This is a genomic window from Kribbella solani (genome assembly GCF_014205295.1).
GTDB classification, from domain to species: Bacteria; Actinomycetota; Actinomycetes; order Propionibacteriales; family Kribbellaceae; genus Kribbella; species Kribbella solani.
The window spans coordinates 385,942-409,061 of the sequence record NZ_JACHNF010000001.1 but is presented as its reverse complement, the minus strand read 5'-3'; the positions used below and the strand labels follow the sequence as shown (position 1 = coordinate 409,061).

21 protein-coding genes are annotated in these 23,120 nt (G+C 69.2%); 3 read left to right on the top strand and 18 right to left on the bottom strand.

All coding sequences use genetic code 11. From position 1 onward, the window contains the following. Nucleotides 1-36: 36 nt before the first annotated feature. From cydC to HDA44_RS01885, 4 genes are all read right to left on the bottom strand, one after another. Nucleotides 37-1,653: a thiol reductant ABC exporter subunit CydC gene (gene cydC / locus HDA44_RS01900; protein ID WP_337905587.1), complete on the bottom strand. Its 1,617-nt coding sequence runs from the start codon at nucleotides 1,651-1,653 to the stop codon at nucleotides 37-39. A 113-nt stretch (nucleotides 1,654-1,766) separates the two neighbouring features. Then, complete coding sequence (gene cydD / locus HDA44_RS01895; RefSeq protein WP_184830757.1) at nucleotides 1,767-3,392, bottom strand: thiol reductant ABC exporter subunit CydD; 1,626 nt, start codon at nucleotides 3,390-3,392, stop codon at nucleotides 1,767-1,769. Beyond that, a complete protein-coding gene (gene cydB, locus HDA44_RS01890; RefSeq protein ID WP_184830755.1) occupies nucleotides 3,389-4,378 on the bottom strand; it encodes a cytochrome d ubiquinol oxidase subunit II in 990 nt (329 codons plus the stop codon). The genes cydD and cydB overlap by 4 nt, the downstream gene beginning before the upstream one ends. A gap of 10 nt (nucleotides 4,379-4,388) precedes the next feature. Next, entirely contained in the window at nucleotides 4,389-5,807 is a 1,419-nt protein-coding gene (locus HDA44_RS01885) for a cytochrome ubiquinol oxidase subunit I (protein ID WP_184830753.1), read from the bottom strand. Between the two features lie 82 nt (nucleotides 5,808-5,889). Between HDA44_RS01885 and HDA44_RS01880 the strand changes: the two genes are divergently transcribed. Both HDA44_RS01880 and HDA44_RS01875 read left to right on the top strand, forming a co-directional pair. Beyond that, entirely contained in the window at nucleotides 5,890-6,294 is a 405-nt protein-coding gene (locus HDA44_RS01880) for a BlaI/MecI/CopY family transcriptional regulator (protein ID WP_184830751.1), read from the top strand. After that, nucleotides 6,291-7,196, top strand: a complete 906-nt coding sequence (locus HDA44_RS01875; RefSeq protein WP_184830749.1) for a M48 family metalloprotease — start codon at nucleotides 6,291-6,293, stop codon at nucleotides 7,194-7,196. The genes HDA44_RS01880 and HDA44_RS01875 overlap by 4 nt, the downstream gene beginning before the upstream one ends. Nucleotides 7,197-7,332: 136 nt before the next feature. Here HDA44_RS01875 and HDA44_RS01870 read toward each other — a convergent pair whose 3' ends face one another. From HDA44_RS01870 to HDA44_RS01805, 14 genes are all read right to left on the bottom strand, one after another. Then, nucleotides 7,333-8,424 carry a threonine aldolase family protein gene (locus HDA44_RS01870; protein WP_337905586.1) on the bottom strand — a complete coding sequence of 364 codons (1,092 nt, stop codon included), beginning with the start codon at nucleotides 8,422-8,424 and terminating at the stop codon, nucleotides 7,333-7,335. 32 nt (nucleotides 8,425-8,456) lie between these two features. Further along, nucleotides 8,457-9,143 (bottom strand): anti-sigma factor family protein, encoded by a 687-nt coding sequence (locus tag HDA44_RS01865; RefSeq protein ID WP_184830745.1) that lies wholly within the window; start codon nucleotides 9,141-9,143, stop codon nucleotides 8,457-8,459. After that, nucleotides 9,140-9,670 (bottom strand): sigma-70 family RNA polymerase sigma factor, encoded by a 531-nt coding sequence (locus HDA44_RS01860; protein WP_337905585.1) that lies wholly within the window; start codon nucleotides 9,668-9,670, stop codon nucleotides 9,140-9,142. The genes HDA44_RS01865 and HDA44_RS01860 overlap by 4 nt, the downstream gene beginning before the upstream one ends. A 67-nt stretch (nucleotides 9,671-9,737) precedes the next feature. Then, complete coding sequence (locus HDA44_RS01855) at nucleotides 9,738-10,262, bottom strand: COG4315 family predicted lipoprotein (RefSeq protein ID WP_184830741.1); 525 nt, start codon at nucleotides 10,260-10,262, stop codon at nucleotides 9,738-9,740. 69 nt (nucleotides 10,263-10,331) lie between these two features. Beyond that, nucleotides 10,332-13,889, bottom strand: coding sequence for a chromosome segregation protein SMC (smc, locus tag HDA44_RS01850; protein ID WP_184842703.1), 3,558 nt, complete (start codon nucleotides 13,887-13,889; stop codon nucleotides 10,332-10,334). Between the two features lie 258 nt (nucleotides 13,890-14,147). Next, the gene (locus HDA44_RS01845) at nucleotides 14,148-14,303 is read right to left on the bottom strand and encodes a hypothetical protein (protein ID WP_233715190.1); all 156 of its coding nucleotides are present in this window, start codon (nucleotides 14,301-14,303) and stop codon (nucleotides 14,148-14,150) included. Nucleotides 14,304-14,503: 200 nt separating this feature from the next. Beyond that, entirely contained in the window at nucleotides 14,504-15,358 is an 855-nt protein-coding gene (mutM, locus tag HDA44_RS01840) for a bifunctional DNA-formamidopyrimidine glycosylase/DNA-(apurinic or apyrimidinic site) lyase (protein WP_184830739.1), read from the bottom strand. Beyond that, the gene (gene rnc, locus HDA44_RS01835) at nucleotides 15,359-16,090 is read right to left on the bottom strand and encodes a ribonuclease III (RefSeq protein WP_184830737.1); all 732 of its coding nucleotides are present in this window, start codon (nucleotides 16,088-16,090) and stop codon (nucleotides 15,359-15,361) included. Between the two features lie 15 nt (nucleotides 16,091-16,105). Continuing rightward, complete coding sequence (rpmF, locus tag HDA44_RS01830) at nucleotides 16,106-16,297, bottom strand: 50S ribosomal protein L32 (protein WP_130387616.1); 192 nt, start codon at nucleotides 16,295-16,297, stop codon at nucleotides 16,106-16,108. A 52-nt stretch (nucleotides 16,298-16,349) separates the two neighbouring features. Then, nucleotides 16,350-16,865 (bottom strand): YceD family protein, encoded by a 516-nt coding sequence (locus HDA44_RS01825; protein ID WP_184830735.1) that lies wholly within the window; start codon nucleotides 16,863-16,865, stop codon nucleotides 16,350-16,352. Nucleotides 16,866-17,026: 161 nt separating this feature from the next. After that, nucleotides 17,027-17,497, bottom strand: coding sequence for a pantetheine-phosphate adenylyltransferase (gene coaD, locus HDA44_RS01820; RefSeq protein WP_184830733.1), 471 nt, complete (start codon nucleotides 17,495-17,497; stop codon nucleotides 17,027-17,029). After that, the gene (rsmD, locus tag HDA44_RS01815; RefSeq protein WP_184830731.1) at nucleotides 17,494-18,075 is read right to left on the bottom strand and encodes a 16S rRNA (guanine(966)-N(2))-methyltransferase RsmD; all 582 of its coding nucleotides are present in this window, start codon (nucleotides 18,073-18,075) and stop codon (nucleotides 17,494-17,496) included. Before rsmD ends, coaD begins: the two co-directional genes overlap by 4 nt. Further along, complete coding sequence (recG, locus tag HDA44_RS01810) at nucleotides 18,072-20,309, bottom strand: ATP-dependent DNA helicase RecG (protein ID WP_184830729.1); 2,238 nt, start codon at nucleotides 20,307-20,309, stop codon at nucleotides 18,072-18,074. Before recG ends, rsmD begins: the two co-directional genes overlap by 4 nt. 38 nt (nucleotides 20,310-20,347) lie before the next feature. Next, entirely contained in the window at nucleotides 20,348-21,946 is a 1,599-nt protein-coding gene (locus HDA44_RS01805; protein WP_337905584.1) for a DAK2 domain-containing protein, read from the bottom strand. Nucleotides 21,947-21,981: 35 nt separating this feature from the next. Here HDA44_RS01805 and HDA44_RS01800 point away from each other — a divergent pair, with 35 nt between their 5' ends. Further along, nucleotides 21,982-22,986, top strand: coding sequence for an SAM-dependent methyltransferase (locus tag HDA44_RS01800; protein WP_184830725.1), 1,005 nt, complete (start codon nucleotides 21,982-21,984; stop codon nucleotides 22,984-22,986). Nucleotides 22,987-23,120: the final 134 nt, after the last annotated feature.

Sequence of the window (23,120 nt, the reverse complement as noted above, 5' to 3'; positions counted from 1 at the left end):
AATCTTGACAGACACCCGGCCCGCCGCCCGCATTCGTCACGTCAGGCACACTTCTTGTCGCGGTACGTGAGGAGGTACCAGCTCGGGCCGGTGGGTGAGCAGAACGACGGTCCGGTCTCCGGCGGCCGCGAACAGGTCGGCGAGCAGCGCACGGCCGGTCTCCTCGTCCAGGTGCTCCGTGGGCTCGTCCAGCACGAGTACGTCCCGCTCCGCGAGCAACAGCCGGGCGAAAGCGAGCCGCTGGCGCTCCCCACCGGACAACCGCGCGCCGTGCTCGCCGACCATGGTGTCCAGGCCTTCCGGCAGGTTCTCGACGAACTGCCCGAGCCGGGCCCGGTAGAGCACCTTCCAGAGCCGCAGGTCGCTTGCGCCGGGCTGTGCGAGCAGCAGGTTCTCCCGGATGCTCGTGTCGAAGACGTGGCTCTCCTGGGTCAACAGCCCGACCACGGACCGCACCTGGTCGCCTTCCAGCCGGGCCAGGTCCACTCCGTCCAGCAGCACCTCTCCCCCGCGTGGTGCGAGGAAGCGGAGCAGTACGGCAGCCAGCGTGCTCTTGCCGGAACCGCTCGGACCGGTGACCACTACGCGGCTGCCCGCCGTCAGGTCCAGGTTGAGGCCAGTCAGCACATCGGTGTCGTCGTACCCGACACGTAGGAGCCGGACCTGGAGGTCGCGGCCGGTGGGCAGCGGCAGCGGATGGGTCGGCTCAGTGACGGGCTCTGGGGTGTCCAGGAGCTCCTGGACCCTGGCGAGGGATGCCCGTACGCGGATGGCCAGCTGGGCAGCGGCTGGGATGCCACCAAGGACGTCGGCCAGGGCGAGCGGAGTGAGGACCAGTACGGCGAAGACCGGACCGGTGATGTTCGCCGTACTGCCGAGGATCAGCGCGGCGATACTGGCACCGCCGACGCACAGGGTGAGCAGACCGCCGCCGAGGCCTGTGCTCCACGCGGAGCGACGCTCTGCAGCGGCGAGGCGGGCATCCCGGCGGCTGAAGTCGTTCAGCACCGAGTCAACCGCGTTGAAGGCCACGATGTCGGCTGCGGTCAGCAGGGTCTCCGTGGTGGTCGCCGAGACCTCACCACGGGCGCCGGCGATGTTCCGCTCGGCCCGCTCGGCGGTCCGGGCAGTCAGCCACGGGACGACGGTGCACGCGACCAGAACTGCCAGCGCCACGGCCGCACCGGCCACAGGTAGCAGGATGGTCAGCAGGGCGACAGTGGCTGTTGCGGTGACAGCTGCCACGGCAACAGGCAGCAGGACGCGCAGCCAGAGGTCCAGGACGGCATCCACGTCCAACACCAGGCGGGCGAGCAGATCACCCTTTCGCTGCCCAGTCAGTCCGCCGGGTGCTACCTGCTCCAGCCGTCGGGTCACGCGGGCACGCGACTCTCCCAGCACCCGGTACGCCGCGTCGTGGCCGACCAGCCGCTCGACGTACCGGAAGACGCCTCGCCCGACACCGAAGGCACGTACAGCCACGATCGGGACCATCAGGAGCAGTACGGGCGGCTGCGCGGCGGCGGCCGTGATCAGCCAAGCGGACGTGGCGAGTAGCGCGACAGCGGACCCAGCCGCGGCAACGCCCAACATCAACGCCAGCACCAGTCGCCACCGCACGCCACTGTCCGGGCGAACCAACTGCCCGCTCACACTGCCACCAGCTCTGGGGTGCTCCGGGTGCCTGCTCACACCCTCACCAGCTCTCGGGTGCTCCGGGTGCCTGCTCACACCCTCACCAGCTCTCGGGTGCTCCGGGTCCATGCTCATACCTTCACCAGCTCTCTGGCTCCGACAGTGACTGTCCGGTCGGCGGCGGCGATCAGCGCCGGTCGGTGGGCGACCATCAGGACGGTCCGGCCGCTGGCACGCAGTCCGGCGACCACGGCGGCCTCCGCATCGGCGTCGAGGCCGGCGGTCGGTTCGTCCAGGAGCAGCACTGGCGCGTCGGTGATGAGCGCCCGGGCCAGTGCGACGCGGCGCTGCTGACCACCCGACAGCAGTTGCCCCTGCTCCCCCACTGCCTTGTCCAGCTCCAGCTCACCGGCACCGGCGGCGAGCAGCGCCATCCGTACCTCGTCGTCCAACGCGTCCGGTTGACCAAGCCGTACGTTGTCGGCCACGCTCCCCAACCGCAGCCCTGGCCGCTGCGGCACCCAGGCGAACTGCCGCCGCCACACGACCGGGTCGAACTCGTCGGCCGCACTGCCTCCAGCCACGACCAGGCCGCGCGTCGGCTCGACGAACCCAAGCAGCACAGCCAGTGCGGTCGACTTACCGGCGCCGCTCGCACCTGTCAGTGCGACCACCTCACCCGGATGCAACTCCAGGTCGAAGCCGTCCAGCGCCGGTTCCTCACGGCCCGGGTAAGACACCGTCACGTCGTACAGCTGCAGCGGGATGGTCCGCAGGTCAGGTACGTCGGTCCGGTCGCCGCGCTGCGGCAGCGGGGTCTCCAGTACCCGGAAGACCTCTTCGCTCGCGGCGACTCCGTCGGCGCTGGCGTGGAACTGCAGACCGACCTGCCGCAGCGGCAGGTACGCCTCCGGTGCCAGGATCAGCACCATCAGCGCGGTCTCCAGGCCCAGCTTCCCGTCGACCAGGCGCAGGCCGACGCCCACGGCGACCAGCGCCACCGAGATACTGGCCAGCAGCTCCAGCGCGAACGACGACAGGAACGCGAGCCGCAGGCTCCCCATCGACGCCTTCCGGTGCTCGTCGGTCACCCGGCGTACGGCGGTCACCTGCGCCTTCGCCCGGCCGAACAACTTCAGCGTGGTCAGTCCACCGACCACATCGGCGAAGTGATGTGCCAGCACCGCCAGCGCGTGCTGGCGGCGCCGGCTGCGGGCTTGGGTGGCCCAGCCGATCAGCGCCATGAAGATCGGGATCAACGGCAAGGTGATCAGCACCGTACCGGCAGCTATCAGATCGCCGGTCGCCATCCATCCGATCACACCGGCCGGCACAGTAGCCGCCAGAACCAGCTGCGGGAGGTAGCGCGCGAAGTACGGGTCCAGGTCGTCCAGGCCCTTTGTCAGCAGCGTTGTCAGCGCGCTGCTGCGCTCACCGCTCAGCCAGACAGGTCCGAGCTCCAGCGCGTGCCGCAGGACCTGTTTGCGCAGCGTGGACTTCACTGCGGCCGCCGCACGTTGTGCGACCACCTCCTGCGCCCACACCAGCAGCGCGCGTCCTGCCACCACCGCACCGAGCCCCCAGGCCACCGCGGTTACCGGACTGCCGTGCAGTACAACACCCGCGATGCCCCGCGCCAGCAGGACCGCCTGCACGATGATCAGCACGCCACTGGCGACCCCGATCAGCACCGACGCCGCGAGGAAGACCCGCGCGCCCCGGGCCCTCCGCAGCAACCGCGGATCGAGCGGCTTCACGACGCTGCCACCATGACGCGCTTGCGGAACACCCAGTACGTCCAGCCCTGGTACAGCAGAACCAGTGGGAAGAAGATCGCCGTGATGATCGTCATCACTTTCAATGTGTACGGCGATGACGCCGCATCAACTACCGTCAATGTTGATCCAGGCTCAAGTGTTGACGGCATCACGTCGGGGAACAGCGCGACGAACAGCGCCACCACGACCAGCCCGATCGCGAGGGTCGTACCGACGAAGGCCCACCCTTCGCGCCGCGCCACGTTCGCCACCAGACCACCGGCGAAGGCGACCACGGCCGCGATCATCAGCGCCAGCGACATCGAGTCGCCGCGCAGTACCTGCGCCCAGGCCAGGAAGGCGATCGTGAGCACCGCGGCGACGGCTCCGGTCCGCGTCGCCAGCCGGTTGGCGCGCACGCGCAGGTCGCCGGTGGTCCGCAGCGCCAGGAAGATCGCGCCGTGCGTGACGAACACCGCGACGAAGGTCAGCCCGCCGAGCAGCGCGAACGGGTTCAGCAAAGTACCCAGACCGCCGATGTACTCGTGGTCGGCGTCCAGCGGGACGCCGCGCACGATGTTGCCGAAGGCAACGCCCCAGAGCAGCGCCGGCAGCAGCGAACCGACCGCGATCATCACATCCATCCGGCCCCGCCAGGTCGCGTCGTCGCGCTTCCCGCGGTACTCCAGTGCCACGCCACGGATGATCAGCCCGACCAGGATCGCGAACAGCGGCAGGTAGAACCCGCTGAACAGGGTCGCGTACCACTCCGGGAACGCCGCGAAGGTCGCGGCACCGGCCATGATCAGCCAGACCTCGTTGCCGTCCCAGACCGGCCCGATCGTGCTGATCGCGGCCCGCCGCTCCGGCTCGTTCCGGCCGAGCACGCGGAACAGCATGCCGACTCCGAAATCGAACCCCTCCAGGACGAAGTACCCGGTCCACAACGTCGCGATCGCGACGAACCACACAGTCGTCAGTTCCATCTCGAACCCCTCAGTACGCGAACGACAGTGGCTTCTCGGCCTGCTCCGGCGAGCCGTCCGGTGGTTCGTCCGCCGGCGGATCGTCGGTCCCGGCCAGACCGCCACGGATGGTCCGGAGCAGCAACTTGGTCTCGACCACGGCCAGCACGCCGTACAGCGCGGTGAAGCCGACCAAGGACGTGATCACCTCGCCGCTGGTCGTACCCGGCGAGACACCCGAGGCGGTCGGCAACAGGCCGAACACCAGCCACGGCTGCCGGCCGGTCTCGGTGAAGATCCAGCCGAATGTGTTCGCCACCATCGGCAGCAGCGGCAGCGGCGCGGCCAGGTAGATCAGCCAGCGCGTCGGCGCCCGGCCCCGGCGGGTGGTCCAGAGCAGCCACAGCGCGACCGCCGCGGACGCCATCCCGACACCGATCATCAGCCGGAACGTCCAGTACGTGAGCGGGATGTTCGGCTTGTACGAGCCTGGGCCGTACAACTGCTCGTACGCCTCCTGCAGCGAGTTGATGCCCTTCACCTCGCCGTCGAAACTCCCGGTGGCCAGGAAGGACAGCAGGTACGGGACCTTGATCGAGAAGATCTCCTTCGACCCGTCCAGCGTGCCGATCGTGAACGCCGAGAAGGCGGCCGGCTTCTCGGTTTCGTACAGCGCCTCGGCCGCCGCCATCTTCATCGGCTGTACCTCGGTCATCACCTTGCCTTGCAGGTCACCGCTGATCGCCACCCCGGCACTCGCGACCAGGACGATCGAGGCGCCGATCTTCAGCGCCGACCGGAACACCGCCTTGTCCACCTCGGGCCGGCGGATCAGGTGCCAGAGCGCGACCCCGGCGACGAACGCGCCGCCGACCATGAACGCGGCGAAGATCGTGTGCGGGAAGGTGACCAGGACGACCTTGTTGGTCAGCACCGCCCACAGGTCGGTCAGCTCGGCCCGGCCGCGTTCGGCGTTGTAGCGGAAGCCGACCGGGTGCTGCATCCACGAGTTCGCGGCCAGGATGAAGTACGCCGAGAGCTGCGTGCCGAGCACGACCATCCAGATGCAGCCCAGATGTACGAGCTTCGGCAGCCGGTCCCAGCCGAACATCCAGAGCCCGATGAAGGTCGACTCCAGGAAGAACGCGAGCAGCCCCTCGAGCGCGAGCGGGGCGCCGAAGACGTCGCCGACGAACCGCGAGTAGTCACTCCAGTTCATCCCGAACTGGAACTCCTGGACCAGCCCGGTGACCACGCCCATCGCGATGTTGATCAGGAACAGCTTCCCGTAGAACTTGGTCAGCCGGAGGTACTTCTCCTTCCCGGTCCGGTACCAGGCGGTCTGCAGGCCGGCGGTGATCGCGACCAGCGAGATCGTCACCGGCACGAAGAAGAAGTGGTACACGGTGGTGATCGCGAACTGCCACCGCGCCAGGTCCAGGGTGTCCATCGGCAGGCCTCCGAGCCCATCTACGACGTGTCGTAGTAGATGGTAGCGCCGATCTACTACAACATGTAGTTATACTGGTCACGTGGCGAGTGAGGAGAAGGTTCAGCCGCAGGCACCGCGGCCACTGGGTGACCTGGAGCGGCTGGTGATGGAGCAGCTCTGGGCGGCACCGGCCGCGCTGACCGTGCGCGAGGTGCACGAGCAGCTGTCCGGCACGCGCGAGCTGGCGTACACCACCGTGATGACCGTGCTGGACCGGCTGGCCAAGAAGAAGCTGACCGAGCGGGAGCGCGACGGCAAAGCCTGGCGGTACCGTGCGGCCGCGCCGCGGGAGGAGCTGGCCGCCGACCTGATGCGGGACGCGCTGGACCGTGCTGGTGATCGCCGGGAGGCGTTGGTCCGGTTCGTCGGTCAGGTGTCCGACGAGGAGGCGGCTCTACTGCGTGAGGCCCTGTCGCGGCTGGACGCTCAGGAGCAGTCGGGGTGATCACCCCGGTTCTGCTGGCCGTCCTGGCGCTGGTACTCACCGGCCCGGCCCCGGCCGTGCTAGCTCGTTCCAACTGGCCCTACCGAGTCCCCCGCGCCGCTGTCATCCTCTGGCAGGCGATAGCACTCGCAGCCGTACTGGCCGCGCTCGGTGCGGGCATTGCCCTTTCCTACTCGATTGCCGGCCGCCCTGGTGAGCCACGGTTCAACCCGTCGTCAGCACGTGACCTGGTGGCCGCAGCGATCCTGGCCATGACCGCACTGGTCGTGGTGCGACTGTTCTGGGCCGTAGGACGAGTCGCAGTGGGTACGCGGGCCCGTCGCAAACGGCACCGGGACCTGGTCGACGTACTTGCCACACCGGACGGCCTGATCCCCGGACTGCGCGTGCTGGCGGAGGAGACACCACTGGCGTACTGCCTGCCTGCTCTTCGCGGTGCTCGGGTCGTTGTCTCCGTCGGTGCACTGGATCGGCTGGACGACGGCGAGCTGAAGGCCGTACTCGCTCATGAGCAGGCGCACCTACGTGCACGGCACGACCTGGTGCTGGAGGAGTTCACCGCACTGCACCATGCGTTCCCACGCTGGGTACGCAGTGATGTGGCTCTGGAGCAGGCGCGTACGTTGGTGGAGCTGCTGGCCGATGACGACGCGCGACGCCGCAACGGACCACGCCCACTGGCCAGAGCCCTAGTAGCCCTGGCCGGTGCGCCGGCGCCCGAAGCAGCACTGGCCGCGGCCAAGTCTTCCACTGTGCTTCGAGTGGAACGCCTGGCAGCACCGGCGCCGAACGAGCGCCTACTGTCCAGCTGCACGTACGTCGCGGCGGCGGCGCTGCTGATCATCCCTACGATCACGATCGCCGCCCCGATCGTGACGGCGATTGTGGACGCGGTCAGTTAACCGAAGTGCTTGCCCTCCCCGCGGGCGACAGCCAGCAGGACCAGACCTGCCAGCACGAGCAAAACCACCATGGTGACGACGAATGTCAGCACTTCTCTCCCCGGATCCCCACACCCCAACACAGTGCCTGACGTTGTTACCGCGTCAGAAGTTCCCCGAACGCCTTGGCGATTTCGTCGACCTGCCAATCGAGCGTGTTCGGGGTGGTGACGAACTCGACCCACGACCACCCGGGGACGTCGGCCGGCTGCCAGCTGTAGGACAGCGCCTCGTGCGTACGCTCCATTCGTTCGATCGAAGCACGCTCGATCGAATCCACGGCGCGCGGTGCGTACAGGCGGAACGAGTTGGTCTGCGGCGGCTCCGGGAAGACGCGGAACCCCTCGCTCTGCAAGGCCATCGCGACTTCGACGGCTCGTTGGTACAGGTCGTCCATCCGCGGCAGCACGGTCCGCAGACCTTCGCGCGCGGAGACGGCGTACGGGAAGAGCGAGAAGAGGTTGCCGCCGAGTCGCCGCTGCCACCGGCGTACCTCGGCGATCACGTCCTCCGGGCCGGCCAGCGCGGCCCCGCTGATCCCGCCGAGCACCTTGTAGAACGACACGTACACGGTCGAGGCCAGCGCGGCGATCTCAGCCAGGCTGTGCTCCAGGTACGGCGTGCTCTCCCACAGCCGCGCCCCGTCAAGGTGCAGAGGGACTCCGCGTGCCGCGCAGGACTCGGAGAACACCACCAGCTCGTCCCACGTCGGCAGGAGGTACCCGGCATCCCGGAGCGGCAGCTCCAGCGTCACCGCCGCCAACTTGCCTGGAACAGCTGCCAGCTCGTCGGGGCGTGGCTGACGTGGCTCAGACGTCATCCGCTCGATGCGCAGGTGATGTACCTCTTCCAGCGCGTTCAGCTCATGCACCAGTAGATGGGCCAGGCCATGCACTGCTACCCGGTTGGTCGCCGCCCGGTCCGCGTACACGCGCAGCACTGCCTGCTGCGCCATGATGCCGGTCGGCATGAACACGGCAGCCGGTTTGCCGAGTAGCTGCGCTACCTCTTGTTCTAGGGCGGCTACCTCGCCACCACTGCCGTACATGTCCGTCTGATCGTCTGTAGCGACCTCCGCCAACTGCCGCAGCTGGTCCGGCACCGACACTCGCCGACCCGACAGCCAACGGTCGCAGTTGTCCAGCGCGTTCTTCCGGCGCTCCCGCAGATCTTCGGAGGTAGTAGCCACGATTCCCATCCTCTCGCGGCCCGCAACCCCGTTTACAACGTCGCTGTGATCACGTGTTGTCCCTGCAGGGTTTTGATCTCCACTGACTGCACCTGGTCGAGTGGAACAAGTACGCCGCCGCCGAACGTACTTCCGTCCTTGGCTGCTTGTTCCGACACCAGCCAACTACCAGCGGTCCACGGCTCGCCCGACTTGTCGTACACGACCATCTCGCACTGGTCCCCCGCCTTCAGCCCGGTCACCTGCACCTGCACCCAGGTCCAGCCCGACCGTGGCTCCACCGTGGTCGCCATCTTCGCGCCGCTGATGGTGTCGGACGTAGTCACCTGCCTCGACCCGGCAACCGGTTCAGTACCACTCGGCGCGGTCGACCGACCGAGTGCGACACCACCGCCCAGCGCACCTGCGACGACAACGACTGCCGCAGCGACCAGCAACCAGGGAGCACGCCGCCGCGCGACCGGAGCATCAACCGGTACTTGTGGCTCGCGCACTTCCCGGAGTGTCCGCTGCAAGAGGAGGTCGCTGCCGTCGGGCGGACCATCCAGGAACGCCTCCGGCGGTACCGCACCGAGTACGTCCGTCAGCCCGGTCAGTTCAGCAAGCTCGGCTCGGCACTCCGCACAAGTGGCCAGGTGCCGGTCGATTGACTCGATCTCACTCGGCTCCAGCGCGCCCAGCGCGTAGGCGCCCAGCTGCGTACGCTCGTGCTCGCTCATCCGGACACCTCCGCCTCTTCCTCAGCCATCACCGCGCGGAGCGCTCGGAGGGCATAGTACGAACGCGACTTCACCGTACCCGGCGGAACACCGAGCTCTTTGGCTGCTTCGACGACGGTCCGCCCGCGGTAGTACAGCTCCACCAGTACCTCGCGGTGTTCCGGCGAAAGCTTGTCCAAGGCATCCATCACCACCATGGTGTTCACCACGGACTCGGAGTGGTCTCCTGCCACCGGCGGCTTGTCCGCTACGTCCGCCACCTCGACCGGACGGGACGCACGCGCCCGGGCGCGGTCGGTGACGATGTTGCGCGCCACCGTGAGCAGCCAGCCCCGGACCGACCCGGTGCCGGACAACAGGTCGGCAGCGTGCTTCCAGGCCCGCAGCAGGGTCTCTTGTACGACGTCCTCCGCCGCGGCGCGATCACCGGTCAGGCGGACCGCGTACGCCAGCAGGCTGCGGCCGTGCTCGGCGTACAGCGTGCGGACCAGCGTCTCGGCGTCGTGCGGCCCCGGGGTGTCACCCACCGTTCGCACGATACCGGGAACCGTCGGCGCCCACACCAACCCGGAAGCAGCAGCCTCAGGTCCGGTCTCAGTAACCGTTGCCATTGCCCGAACTGGACGCCTTCGTGGTGATCTTCTTGCCGTCCGGACCGATGACCCACCAGATGCCACCGAACGCCTGTCCGTTGGCCTGACCGGCCTGCGTGTCCCGCGCGAACAGGTAGATCGGCATCCCGTTGATCGTCAGCTGCTTGGTGCCGTCCGACCGGGTGATCGAGCCGACGAGCGACGGACTGATCCCGGTCAGCCGCGGCGTACCCGTACCCGCCGCCACCGCCGGCCACTGCGCCAGGCAGCCACCCTCACAGTTCGACTTGTTCTTGGTGTCCTTGTCGAACACGTACACGGCCCGCCCGTTGCCGTCGACAACAACCGTCCCCAGACCGCCGACACTCGCGGTCCCCAGCTTCACACTCCCGGCGGCCGGCGCCGAAGACGGGGCCGAAGACGGGGAACTGGACCCGGAGCTCCCGTACCCGTTACTCCCACTGCAGGCAGTCAGCGCCGCAAGACCAAGCGCCGTCACCCCGACGAACCAACCCATCCGCTTCATGCCCGACCTCCAGAGTTGCTCTCCAACCCTGCACACGGACCAGAACCACAATCGGTTCAGCCCACCGCGTCAGACCGGTTCGGGTTCGCGGATTCGTTGGGAGATTACGGCGGAGACGCCGTCGCCGCGCATGGTGACGCCGTAGAGGGCGTCGGCTACCTCCATGGTGCGTTTCTGGTGGGTGATGACCAGGAGCTGGCTGTTCTCACGGAGTTCTTCGTAGATCTCCAGGAGGCGGCCGAGGTTGGTGTCGTCCAGGGCTGCCTCTACCTCGTCGAGGATGTAGAACGGCGACGGGCGGGCCTTGAACAGGGCGACCAGGAACGCGACCGCGACCAGTGAGCGCTCGCCACCGGACAGCAGCGACAGCCGCTTGACCTTCTTGCCGGGCGGCCGGGCCTCGACGTCGATACCGGTCGTCAGCATGTTGTCGGGGTCGGTCAGCACCAGCCGGCCCTCACCGCCCGGGAACAGCCGGCTGAACACGTGCTCGAAGGCGACCTCGACGTCCTGGTACGCCTGCGTGAACACCTGCTCGACCCGATCGTCGACCTCCTTGACGATGTCCATCAGGTCCCGCCTGGACTTCTTCAGGTCGTCCAGCTGCTCGGAGAGGAAGCGGTGCCGCTCCTCCATCGCCTCGAACTCCTCGAGCGCGAGCGGGTTGATCTTGCCGAGCTGGTTCAGCGCCCGCTCGGCCTGCTTCAGCCGCTTCTCGACCTTGGTCCGGTTGAACGGCTCACCTTCGGCCTGCTCCGGCTCCTCGCCCGGAGTGGGCACCGGCGGCACCAGCTGATCCGGCCCGTACTCGGTGACCAGCGCGTCGACCTCGATACCGAGCTCGCCGAGCGCCTTCTCGTACAGCTGCTCCAGCCGCATCTTCTGCTCGGCCCGGGCCAGCGCGTCCCGGTGCACGGTGTTGGTGAGCTGCTCCAGCTCGGAGCTCAGGTTGCGGGTCGTGGAGCGGGCCTGCGCCAGCGCCTGCTCCCGGTCGGCCCGCTGCGCCTGGATGGTCGCCCGCTCGGCCGCCGCCAGCTGCAGCGACGACTCCAGTCGCGCCAGCACGTGCCCGGCCGCCAGGTGTACGGCCTGCGCTGCCTCGGCCTGCCGCGCCCGGCGAGCTGCCCGTGCGATCGCCCGTGCCCGCGCCTCGCGCTCCTGGCGAGCCGCACGTTCCAGCGAGTCCGCCCGGCCGGACAGCGCCCGGGCCCGCTCCTCGGTGGTCCGCAGCGCCAGCCGCGCCTCCATCTCGGCCGCACGTCCCGCCTTGGCCGCGTCGGCGAGCCGGTCGCGCTCCGACGTGTCCGGCTCGTCGCCGTCGTCGTCGAACGCCTCGGCGTCCATCAGCCGCTCTTCGAGCTCGGCCAGCCCGGACAGGTTCTTGTCGCGTTCCGCCTCCGCCGCGGCGATCGCCTCGGCCATCCGCTCGGCCTCGCCGCGGGACGCCTTCGCCAGTGACCCGAAGTGCCCCAGCTGCTCCGCGACGGCGGCCATCGACGCGTCCGACTCGTGCAGCCGGGCCAGCGTGATCTCGACGGACTCCTTCTGCCGCGCCCGCTCGGCCTCCAGCCCCTGCAGCTCGAACCGCAACCGCTCGCTGCGCGCGGTCGCCTCGGTCAGCTTCTCCGCCGCCTCGTCGACCGCGGACTGCACCTCGATCAGGCTCGGCGCCGCATCCGACCCGCCGTACGCGAAGTGTGCACCGAGCACATCGCCCACCCGCGTCGTACACATCAGGTCGGGCAGGTTACGCAGCAGCGACCGCGCCGCGTCCACATCGTCGACCACCGCGACCTTGCGCAACAGCCGCCGCAGCGCGGGCCGCAGGTTCTCGGGGCAGTCCACGACATCGACCGCGTACGAAGCGCCGTACGGCAACGCCGGCCACAGCGCGTAATCGTCGGCCGGAGCATCGCCCAGCAACATGCCCGCGCGGCCCAGATCGTGCTCCTTGAGGTGACTGACCGCCTGCAGCGCAGCGTCCGTGTGCGTCACCGCGACCGCGTCCGCGGCCTCACCCAGCGCCGCGGCGATCGCGGTCTCGTACCCGGTCCGTACGCTCAGCAGTGCCGCGACGGAACCCATCAGCCCGTTGATCTGCTCGGACGCGGCCAGCAGCGCGCCGGCGCCGTCCTTGCGGTTCAGACCGAGCTCGAGCGCCTCCTTACGAGCAGCCAGACCGGTACGCTCCCGCTCGGCGTCGCGCTCCTCGGCCCGCAGCTTCGCCAGCCGCTCGTCCAGCTCGTCCAGTACGGCCTGGGCGCCCTCGTACTCCTCGTCGAGGCCCTTCTCGCCGGCGTCCAGCCCGGCGACCTGGGTCTCCAGCGCGGTGAAGTCGTGCTGCGCCTTCGCGGCGCGTTCCTCGGCCTCGCGCCGGTTGTTCGCCAACCGGCCGATCTCGGACTCGGCGGCGGCGGCGCGGCTCTTCAGCGCGTTCACCTGACCGGTCAGCCGGGCCAGGCCCTCGCGCCGGTCGGCGGCGGCCCGGATCAGCGCCGAGATCCGGCGCTCCTCCTCGGCCTCCTGGGACTCCAGCTGCTGGCGGCGCTCGACCGACTCGGCCAGCAGCTCGGAGTGCGCCTCGACCTCGGCCTCGATCTGCGCCTCGGTCTCGCGGACCCGGGCCGCCTCCAGCTCGAGCTCCTCCGGATCCCGGCCCGGCCGCGGCTCCTCGGCCTCGTCGTTCAGCGAGCGGATCCGGTCCGCCGCGATCCGCGCCGTGCCCTTGATCTTCTCGCCGAAGCCGGACAGCTGGTACCAGGTGTCCTGCGCGGCCTGCAGCGCCGGCGCGTCCTCGCGGAGCGCGTCCTCGAGCTCGGCCTCCAGCTCCCGCGCCGCGCGCAGCTGCTCCTCGGTCTCGGTCCGGCGCTGGGTCAGCGCGGCCTCGTCCCGCAGCTCGGCCTCGAGCGCGGACTGGGCCTGCACGATGTCGTCGGCGAGCAGCCGGGCCCGGCCGTCCCGGACCTCGGCCTGGATCGTCACCGCCCGCCGCGCCACCTCCGCCTGGCGCCCGAGCGGCTTCAACTGGCGCCGGATCTCCTGGATCAGGTCCCCGAGCCGGTGCAGGTTGCCCTCGGTGGCCTCCAGCTTCCGGATCGCCTTTTCCTTGCGTTTGCGGTGCTTCAGCACCCCGGCCGCCTCTTCGACGAAGCCGCGGCGGCCTTCCGGCGTGGCGCGCAGGATCGAGTCCAGCTGGCCCTGGCCGACGATGACGTGCATCTCGCGGCCGATACCGGAGTCGCTGAGCAGCTCCTGGACGTCCAGCAGGCGGCAGTTCTGGCCGTTGATCTGGTAGTCGGACCCGCCGTTGCGGAACATCGTCCGGCTGATCGTCACCTCGGCGTACTCGATCGGCAGCGCGCCGTCGGTGTTGTCGATGGTCAGCACGACCTCGGCCCGGCCGAGCGGCGACCGGCCGGACGTACCGGCGAAGATGACGTCCTCCATCTTGCCGCCACGCAGCGACTTGGCACCCTGCTCACCCATCACCCAGGCCAGCGCGTCGACCACGTTGGACTTGCCGGAACCGTTCGGCCCGACGATGCAGGTGATGCCTGGTTCGAAGTTCATCGTCGTCGCGGACGCGAACGACTTGAAGCCCCGGAGCGTCATGCTCTTCAGGTACAAGGCGAAGCTCTCCAACCCGTGAAAGGACAGACGATACCGAAGGAACCGCCGTAGCTGTTCGTCACGCTGCCGCTACCCGGGGGAAGGTGTTCCGCTTCGCAGTCTACAAAGAGATCCGTGCGATTCAGCGGAGGCCGAGCCGATCGGCCGGCGATAGGTCTGGGAGTACAACATCGGGTGAACGTACAACCGGCGGAGGCCCGGACGGGGGCCACCGCCGTACGGAAGGTAAAGCGGACGGGGTTACGAACCGAGGTGTCAGACCGAGGCGGGAGCGCGCAGCGCCTCGTCGACGGTGAGCAGCCGACCCTCGTGGATCTGAGCCACCAGGTGGTCGTTCTCGGCCTGGAGCCGCATCACGTGCGCCTCCAGATCTGCGACACGCCGGTTGAGCAGACGAACCTGCTCGAGCATGCGCGGGTCAGTGCCTCCAAGATGCCCTAGAAGAGCCTTGGCCATTGTGCTGTCCTCCGGAAGGGTTCTGGCCGGGTGCGCTCGCCTTCCTGGTCACAAAGGAGCCACGAGGGAGCGCCGAAAGTGTGTGCCGTCTTTCAGGGTGACACCGGCGAGGGCGACGGGTCAACCTGGGCCACATTTGTTAACGATACCTCGCCTCACCAGCGGACATGCCGGGGAACCGGCTGACATCTCGGGCAGCGGTAGGACGAACGGTTCATGAACGGCTCGCGACGGATCGGCCGGCCGTCCCGCGGGCACGGCGATCCCTCCTGCCCGTACACGTTCAGGCCGCGCTCGAAGTAGCCGGATTCCCCGTTCACGTTGACGTACAGGGCGTCGAAGCTGGTACCACCAACGATCAGCGCCTCGGACATCACCGCGTACGCCTGCGCGAGGATCTCCTTTGCCTGAAAGGGTTTCATCGTTTCGGTCGCCCGCGCGTAGTGCAGCTTGGCCCGCCAGAGTGCCTCGTCGGCATAGATGTTGCCGATCCCGCTGACCACCGTCTGGTCCAGCAGCGCCCGCTTCAGGCCGGTCCGGCGGCGGCGCAGTTTCGCCACCGCGGAGTCCGGATCGAACAGCGGATCGAACGGGTCGCGGGCGATGTGCGCGATCTCGGCCGGCAGCTCGGCGCCGCCCTCGGCGTAGGACAGACCACCGAACATCCGCTGGTCCACAAACCGGACCTCTCCGCCGCCGTCGGCGAACCGGAACCGGACCCGCAGGTGCGGTTCGTCCGGCGCGCCGGACGGCTGGACCCGGAACTGGCCGCTCATGCCGAGATGGGCGAGCACCGCGTCACCGGAGGTCAGCGGCAGCCACAGGTACTTGCCGCGGCGGGCCGGCTCGGCGAGCACCTGGCCCTTCAGCCGGGAGGCGAAATCCTCCGGGCCGGCGAGATGGCGCCGCACCGGGCGAGGGTGCAGCACCTCGACGGTGTCGATGGTCCGGCCGGTGGTGAACTCGGCCAGTCCCCGTCGAACGACTTCTACTTCCGGAAGCTCGGGCACCTACGGCTGCTGCGAGGGGTCCACGCTGTCCGGGTGCGCGGCGCGCAGAGCCTTCCAGGCGGTCTCGGCGGCCTGCTGCTCGGCTTCCTTCTTGCTCCGGCCGATGCCGTGCCCGTACGTGTCGGACCCGATCCGGACCCGGGCCTCGAACGTCTTCGCGTGGTCCGGACCGGACTCCGCGATCACGTACTCCGGCACGCCCACGCCGAGCTGGGCGACCAGCTCCTGCAGCGAGGTCTTCCAGTCCAGGCCGGCGCCCAGGCGGGCCGACGACTCCATCAGGTCGTCGAACAGCCGGTGCACCACCCCGCCCGCGACCTCGAAGCCGCGGTCCAGGTAGACGGCACCGATCAGCGCCTCGACGCAGTCGGCCAAGATCGACGACTTGTCCCGGCCGCCGGTGGCTTCCTCACCACGGCCGAGGCGCAGGTACTTGCCGAGCTTGAGCTCGCGGGCGACCCCCGCGAGCGCACGCATGTTGACCACCGCGGCCCGCAGCTTGGCCAGGCGGCCTTCGCTCAGGTCCGGGTGGTTTCGGAACAGCGACTCCGTGACGATGACGCCGAGCACGGAGTCCCCGAGGAACTCCAGCCGCTCGTTCGTCGGCAACCCGCCGTTCTCGTACGCGTACGAGCGGTGGGTGAAGGCGTGCTCCAGCAAATTGTCAGCCAGCGATACGCCGAGCCGCTGATTCAGCTCGGCGTAGAGCCCCGTTTCGTTGACCGAATTCACTGTGACTGGTGCCGTTTAGCTCTCGACGACCTGGCGGCGCTCGCCCTTGGCACCGTACTGGCCGCAGTTCGGGCAAACGGTGTGCTGCAGGTGCTTCGCGCGGCAGGCGGGGTTCACGCAGGTCACCAGCGACGGGGCAGTCGTCTTCCACTGCGCCCGGCGGCTCCGGGTGTTGCTGCGCGACATCTTCCGCTTCGGAACGGCCACGGTTAACGACTCCTCGATCAGTGCGGGTGATCGGCCCGCTTGGTTGGTCTATCTAGTTTTTCTGGTCGTCCTGCCGGAGCAACCCGTCAAGCGCGGCCCAGCGTGGGTCGGTCCGCTCCTGGTGCGTGTGCCCGGGCTCGTCCGCCAGGCGCACCCCACACTCGGGGCACAGTCCCGGACAGTCGTCCGTACACAACGGCTGGAACGGCAGCGCGAGCACCACCTGGTCCCTCAGCACCGGCTCGAGGTCGATCAGATCGCCCTCCATCCGGCTGGCCTCGTCGGGCTCGGCGTCGCTCTCCGGGTAGACGTACAGCTCCTGGACGTCGGCGAGGAACTCGTCCTCGATGTCGACCAGGCACCGCGCGCACTCCCCGACCAGGCGGCCACTGGCCGTTCCGGTCACGAGCACCCCTTCGACGACCGATTCCAGCCGTAGATCGAACTGGATCGGATCCCCTTCGGGTACGCCGATCACGTCGATTCCGAGATCGACCGGCGCCGCCGCCGTGAAGGTGACCTCGCGCTGGAACCCGGCACGGCGTGTCAGCTCGTGGGTATCGATCACGAGTGGGGACCGCGGGTCCAAGACGCTCAGGGCAAACCTTTCAGGCGTGGGCAGGCATGATCTCGGTCTCGTCGAGACCGGTTGTCAAGACTACCAACTCCCCGGCGTACCGCCCAATCCGGGGTGATCCTAGTGCTCCGGCGCAGGGCACTGGTGGATCGTCAGAGCTTGGCGAGTAACCGTGCGTGAACTGCCGGGGTCACGAACGTGCTGACGTCGCCGCCCAGCCGGGCGATCTCCTTGACCCAGCTGGAGGAGATGAAAGCGTTTTCCGGAGCGGTCGGCAGGAACACCGTGTCCACCCCGGTCATCCGCCGGTTCAGCTGCGCCATCTGCAGCTCGTAGTCGTAGTCGGCGGCCGAGCGCAGGCCCTTCACGATCACGCCGGCGCCCTCGGCCCGGCAGTAGTCGACCAGCAGGCCGTCGAACGTACCGACCCGGGCGTTCGGGAACGGCGCGACCAGCTCGGTCAGCATCTCGATCCGCTCCTGCGGCCCGAACAACCGGTTCTTCGACTGGTTCACCCCGGTCGCGACGATCAGCTCGCCGAACGCGGCAGCGGCGCGGGTGACGATGTCCAGATGCCCGACCGTCGGCGGGTCGAAGGTGCCCGGGAAAACGGCCTTACTCATGCCGGGGCCTCGCTGCTCTCGCCATGGCGGTGACCGTACCAAAGCCGGGCCTCGCCGTACTTGCGATCCCGAAGCGCGGCGAAGCCGGCCGGCCAGTCCCACGGCTCCCGCTTGCCGCGCTCGACCACGACCACCGCGTCGGCGGCCAGCCAGCCGTTCGCGGCGAGGCCGGTGAGTACGTCCTGCAGCTCGGCCGTCTCCAGCTTGTACGGCGGGTCCGCGAAAACGAGATCGAATACCGCCGGCGGATCGCCCGCGGCCACCTTCTCCACCGGTCGGGTCAACAGGGTCGCGCCCGGAAGCCCGACGGTTTTGAGGTTCGCCGCGACCACCTCCGCGGCCCGCCGGTCCGACTCGACCAGCACCACTCGCGCGGCACCCCGGGACAGCGCCTCCAGCCCGATCGCGCCCGACCCGGCGTACAGATCGAGTACCGCCAGCCCGTCGAAGCTCCCGAACTCCGACTCCAGCGAGGAGAACAACGCCTCCCGAACCCGATCCGCCGTCGGCCGCGTCCCACTCCCCGCCGGCACCGCGATCCGCCGCCCACCGGCCGCTCCGCCGACGATGCGCGTCACGTTTTCTCCAGGTACTCGGTGGTCTCGGACTCCAGGGCGGTGCGTACGGACGAGCGTAGCGCTGGGTAGTCGGTCAGGTCGGCGTCGACCGAGACGATGGACTGGGCGACGTGGCGAGCGGCGAAGATGACGTCCTCGTCGCGGAGCACGCTGAGGAGTTTCAGGCTGCTGCGCCGGCCCGACTGGGCCACTCCGAGTACGTCGCCCTCGCGCCGCGTCTCCAGGTCGATCCGGGACAGCTCGAACCCGTCGGTCGTCGATGCGACCGCGTCCAGCCGACCGTACGACTTGGACCCGGCCCACAGGTCCGTCACCAGCAGGCACAGCCCGGGCACCTTCCCCCGCCCGACCCGGCCGCGCAACTGGTGCAACTGCGAGATCCCGAACCGGTCGGCGTCCATGATCACCATCGTCGACGCGTTCGGTACGTCGACCCCGACCTCGATCACGGTCGTCGCGATCAGTACGTCCACCTCGCCGGCCGCGAACCGGGTCATCACCGCGTCCTTCTCGTCAGCCGGCAACCGCCCGTGCAGCACCTCCATCCGCAGGCCGTGCAGGATCTCCGCAAGCGCCTCGGACACCTGCAGCACCGAGATCGGCGGCCGGGCCTGCTTCTTGCCGCCTTCGTCGGCTTCAAGCAGTTCGCCTTCCTCGTCCTTGGCGTTCTTCACGTCGTCGCCGATCCGCGGGCACACCACGTACACCTGATGCCCCTTGCCGACCTCCTCGCGGACCCGGATCCAGGCCCGCTGCAGCCACTCCGGCTTCTCCTTCGCCGGGACCACCGACGACTGGATCGGCGAGCGCCCGGCCGGCAGCTGGGTAAGGGTCGAGACGGCGAGGTCGCCGAACACCGTCATCGCCACGGTCCGCGGGATCGGGGTCGCGGTCATCACCAGCACGTGCGGCGTATTCTCGCCGGACTTCGCGCTCAGCGCGGCCCGCTGCTCGACGCCGAACCGGTGCTGCTCGTCGACCACCACCAGCCCGAGATCGGCGAACTGCACCTTGTCCTCGAGCAGCGCGTGCGTACCGACCACGATCCCGGCGGCGCCACTGGCCGCGTCCAGCATCGCCGTCCGCCGGCCGGCCGCGTTCAGCGAGCCGGTCAGCAGGCCGATCTTGGTCGCGTGCTCAGCGCCGCCGAGCATGCCCTCCTCGGCCAGGTCGCCGAGCATCTTCGTCAGCGTCTTGTGGTGCTGAACGGCCAGCACCTCGGTCGGCGCGAGCAGCGCGGCCTGCCCGCCGTTGTCGACCACCGACAGCATCGCCCGCAGCGCGACGACCGTCTTGCCGGAACCGACCTCGCCCTGCAACAGCCGGTGCATCGGATGCGGCCGGGCCAGATCGGCGAAGATCTCCTCGCCGACCTCACCCTGCCCTTCAGTCAGCTCGAACGGCAGCCGCTGGTCGAACTCGTCCAGCAGACCGCCCGCGACCCGTGGCCTCGGCACGGCGTTCAGCGCGTCGGTCACCGCGCGCCGCTGGGCCAGGATCGTTTGCATCACCAGCGCTTCCTCGAACCGGAACCGCTGCTGCGCGTCGTGAATATCTTTCTCGGTATCCGGCAGATGCACCTTCTGCAAGGCGTCCCGCAGCCCGAGCAGCTTCTCGTTCCGCTGGATCAACTCCGGGACCGGGTCGTCGATCCGGTCGTCCAGGCTGTCCAGCACGATCTTCACCGACCGCTCGATCGTTGCGGTCGGCAACTTCGAGGTGGCCGGGTAGAGCGGCCGGTACGGCCGGGCCCGGCGCTCGATCTCGGCCTCGGTCAGATCTTCCTCGTCAAGAACCTCGGTACCCGGGTTCTTCAGCTGCATGATGTCGCGGAACATCGTCACCTCGCCCCAGAACAGGGCCGAGGTGCCGGGTGTCAGCTTCGTCAGCAGCCAGGGCTGGTTGAAGAACGCCGCCTCCAGGTCGTTGCGCCCGTCGGTGACGACGACCTTGGTGATGGTCCGCTTCTTCCGGAACTTGTGTACCTCGTCCGGCCGGATCTCGATCTTGGTGTCGAGCGCGCGGGCCGACACCTTCTTCACCCGGCCGTTCACGGTCGCCTGGTCGCCGACCTCCAGCTCGTCGAACGGCGTCAGCTCGCCCTTCTTCAGGTACCGCCGCGGGTAGTGCCGCAGCAGCTCGCCGACGGTCTCGATCGCGAGCACCTCCGAGAAGGTCTTGGCCGTCTTGGCGCCGAGGAAGTCGCGGAGCTTCCGGTCCATGTCCGCCTTCATACCAGCACCTTCATCCCAGCACCTTCATTCCGGAAACCTCATTCCACCCCGATCAGCAACGGGTACCTGTCCTGGCCTCCGTCGTACACCATCACGTCGACATCTTTGCGGTCCCGGCGGACATGCCGCTCGACCGCCGCGGCCAGCGCCGGGTCGGCGTCCCGGCCGGTGACGATGGTGAGCAACTCACCACCACCGCCGAGCAGCCGGTCGACGACGCCGATCGCGGCCGCCTCCAGATCCTCGGTGATCAACGCGAAATCGCCGTCCACCACGCCGAGCGCGTCGCCGGGCCGGCACCGGCCGGCCATCGTCCACGCGTCCTTGACCGCGATCGTGACCGCGCCGTGCCGGGTCTGCCCGGCGGCGGCCGACAGATGGACGACCTCGTCGTCGAAGCTGCGGTCCGGGTCGTGCACCGCGATCGCGGCCAGGCCCTGTACCTGGGCCCGGGTCGGGATCACCGCGACCCTGATGCCGTCCTGGCGGGCCGCGGTGGCGGCGGCCTCGGCGACCGCGATCGAGTCGTGGTCGTTCGGCAGGATCACGATCTCGGCCGCCTTCGACACCTCGATCGCCTGCAGCAGCTCGCCGGTCGAGCACCGCCGGCCGGGACCGCCGCGGATCACCCGGGCGCCGGCCGCGCCGAACAGCGCGGCCAGCCCGTCGCCGGCCACCACCGCGATCACCGCGCGGCCGGGCGTGGGCTCGTGCTGGTGTACCTGATCCGCGAAGTGCGTGACCCTAATCCGGTGCGGGCGGCCGATCCCGATCCCGGTCTCGATCGCCGCGCCGACGTCATCGGTGTGGACGTGCACGTTCCAGAGCCCGTCGCCGCCGACGACCACGACCGAGTCACCGAGCCTGGCGAGCGTACGCCGGAAGTCGCCGATGGTGTCGTCGGGCGCATCGAGCAGGTACATCACCTCGTACGCCGGTCCGTCGACGCCGGCGCTGTCTTCGCCGCGCGGCTCGACCCGCGCCGGTACGGTGACGTGGACGTGCCGCCCGGTCAGCACCGACTCCATCGCGCCGAGGATCACGACCAGACCCGCTCCCCCGGCGTCGACAACGCCCGCGCGCCGCAGTACGTCGAGCTGTTCGGTGGTCCTGGTGAGTGCCTGCCGCGCGGACGCGACCGCGGCGAGGCACACGTCGGCGAGCGACTTGCCGTCGTTCGCGGCGGTCGTCGCGGCGGCCGCGGCCACCCGGGCGACGGTCAGCATCGTGCCCTCGACCGGCTGCGCGACCGCCCCGTACGCGGCGTCGGCGGCGTACGTGAGCGCGTCCGCGAACGCGGCCGCCTCGCTCATCGATCGATCCCCGCCGTCGCCCGGGAGGTTCTGGTTCAGCCGCTGGCCGCAGGCGCGGATCAGCTGGGAGGTGATCACGCCGGAGTTGCCGCGCGCGCCGAGCAGCGCGCCGCGACCGAACGCCTCGATCGCCTCGCCGAAAGTCAGCTTTCCCTTCGGCAGCGCGTCACAGGCCGCCTCCCAGGTCAGGTAGAGGTTGGTCCCGGTGTCACCGTCCGGCACCGGGTACACGTTCAGCTCGTCGATCTCGGTCCGCGCCCGGGCCAGCTCGGCCAGCGCGGTCCGGGCCCACGCCCGCAACACGTCGACGGTCAGTTCCTCCACGCCCGGAAGGCTAACCCGTCCGCTTACCATGTGTTGTGCCTTGCTCGATCTTGTTCTCGTTCGCGTCCGACAGTTACCGGTACGCGGTGCGGGAGATCCGGGAGGCATTTCCCGGCGAACACCGGTTCGAGCGGCTCGGCGCGGAGGTCGCGCGGCTCGCGGACAGCACCGTCCCGGTAGAGCAGGTGGCCACGGCGTGTGACGAAGGCCGCATCATGTTCGTCCGGCACCTGACCCGGGAGATCGCCGGGTACGCGCTCGATGATCTTCCGACCGAGCCGGAGCTGGCGACGACGCTGCTCGACGAGCTCACCGGTCGTACGGTCGCGGTCCAGGCGTGGATCGACGACGGGGGTACGGGCGGGACGTACCGGCGGCTGATCGCCGACGCGCTGGCGACCCGCGGGGTGACGAGCGAACGCTCCGGCCAAGAGGTGGTGGTGTCCGCCGTGGTCGCGGGCAAGCAGCTGCTGCTCGGCGTGAACCGGCTCGCGGACAGCCTGTCGGACTGGCCAGGCGGGCAGATGCGGCTCGCGCGCGGCAAGGACCGGGTGTCCCGGTCGGAGTTCAAGCTGGAAGAGGCGATCGCGACCTTCGGTCTGGAGCTGCCGAAGGGTGGAAAGGCGCTCGACCTCGGCGCCTCCCCGGGCGGCTGGACGCGGATTCTGCGGCAGCACGGTCAGGAGGTGTGGTCGGTCGACCCCGGCTCGCTCGACCCGCGGCTGCGCTCCGACCGCCGGATCCACCACGAACAGACCACGGCCGGCCGGTTCTTCGCCGCCAACCGCGTCCGTTTCGACGTGGTCGTGAACGACATGCGGATGGATCAGCAGACCAGCGCCCGGATGATGCTCGACGCCGCCGCCCACCTGCGCCCGCGCGGCCTGGCGGTCATCACCCTGAAAGGCGGCGGCCAGAACCCCCTGGACGCCACCCGCCACGCCCTGCAAACCCTGCGCGCCACCTACACCATCCACCACGCCCGCCAACTCCACCACAACCGCAACGAGCTCACCGTCGTCGCCCGACGAGCCGACTGACGGGTTGTTTCACCGCTGGCGGCCTACAACACGCCAGCGGTGAAACAACCTGCCAGCGGTGAAGAACCGCGAGCCGGGAGCAAACGTGAATAGGCGCCCGGGGAAAACCCGGGCGCCTATTGGCAGGACCTACA

Excerpts from the sequence above, each read along its gene's own strand:
- HDA44_RS01865 (WP_184830745.1), bottom strand. The coding sequence starts at position 9,143 with ATGAGCGAGCACGAGCGTACGCAGCTGGGCGCCTACGCGCTGGGCGCG.
- HDA44_RS01855 (WP_184830741.1), bottom strand. The coding sequence starts at position 10,262 with ATGAAGCGGATGGGTTGGTTCGTCGGGGTGACGGCGCTTGGTCTTGCG.
- HDA44_RS01885 (WP_184830753.1), bottom strand. The coding sequence starts at position 5,807 with ATGGACACCCTGGACCTGGCGCGGTGGCAGTTCGCGATCACCACCGTG.
- HDA44_RS01845 (WP_233715190.1), bottom strand. The coding sequence starts at position 14,303 with ATGCTCGAGCAGGTTCGTCTGCTCAACCGGCGTGTCGCAGATCTGGAG.
- recG (WP_184830729.1), bottom strand. The coding sequence starts at position 20,309 with ATGAAGGCGGACATGGACCGGAAGCTCCGCGACTTCCTCGGCGCCAAG.
- cydB (WP_184830755.1), bottom strand. The coding sequence starts at position 4,378 with ATGGAACTGACGACTGTGTGGTTCGTCGCGATCGCGACGTTGTGGACC.
- coaD (WP_184830733.1), bottom strand. The coding sequence starts at position 17,497 with ATGAGTAAGGCCGTTTTCCCGGGCACCTTCGACCCGCCGACGGTCGGG.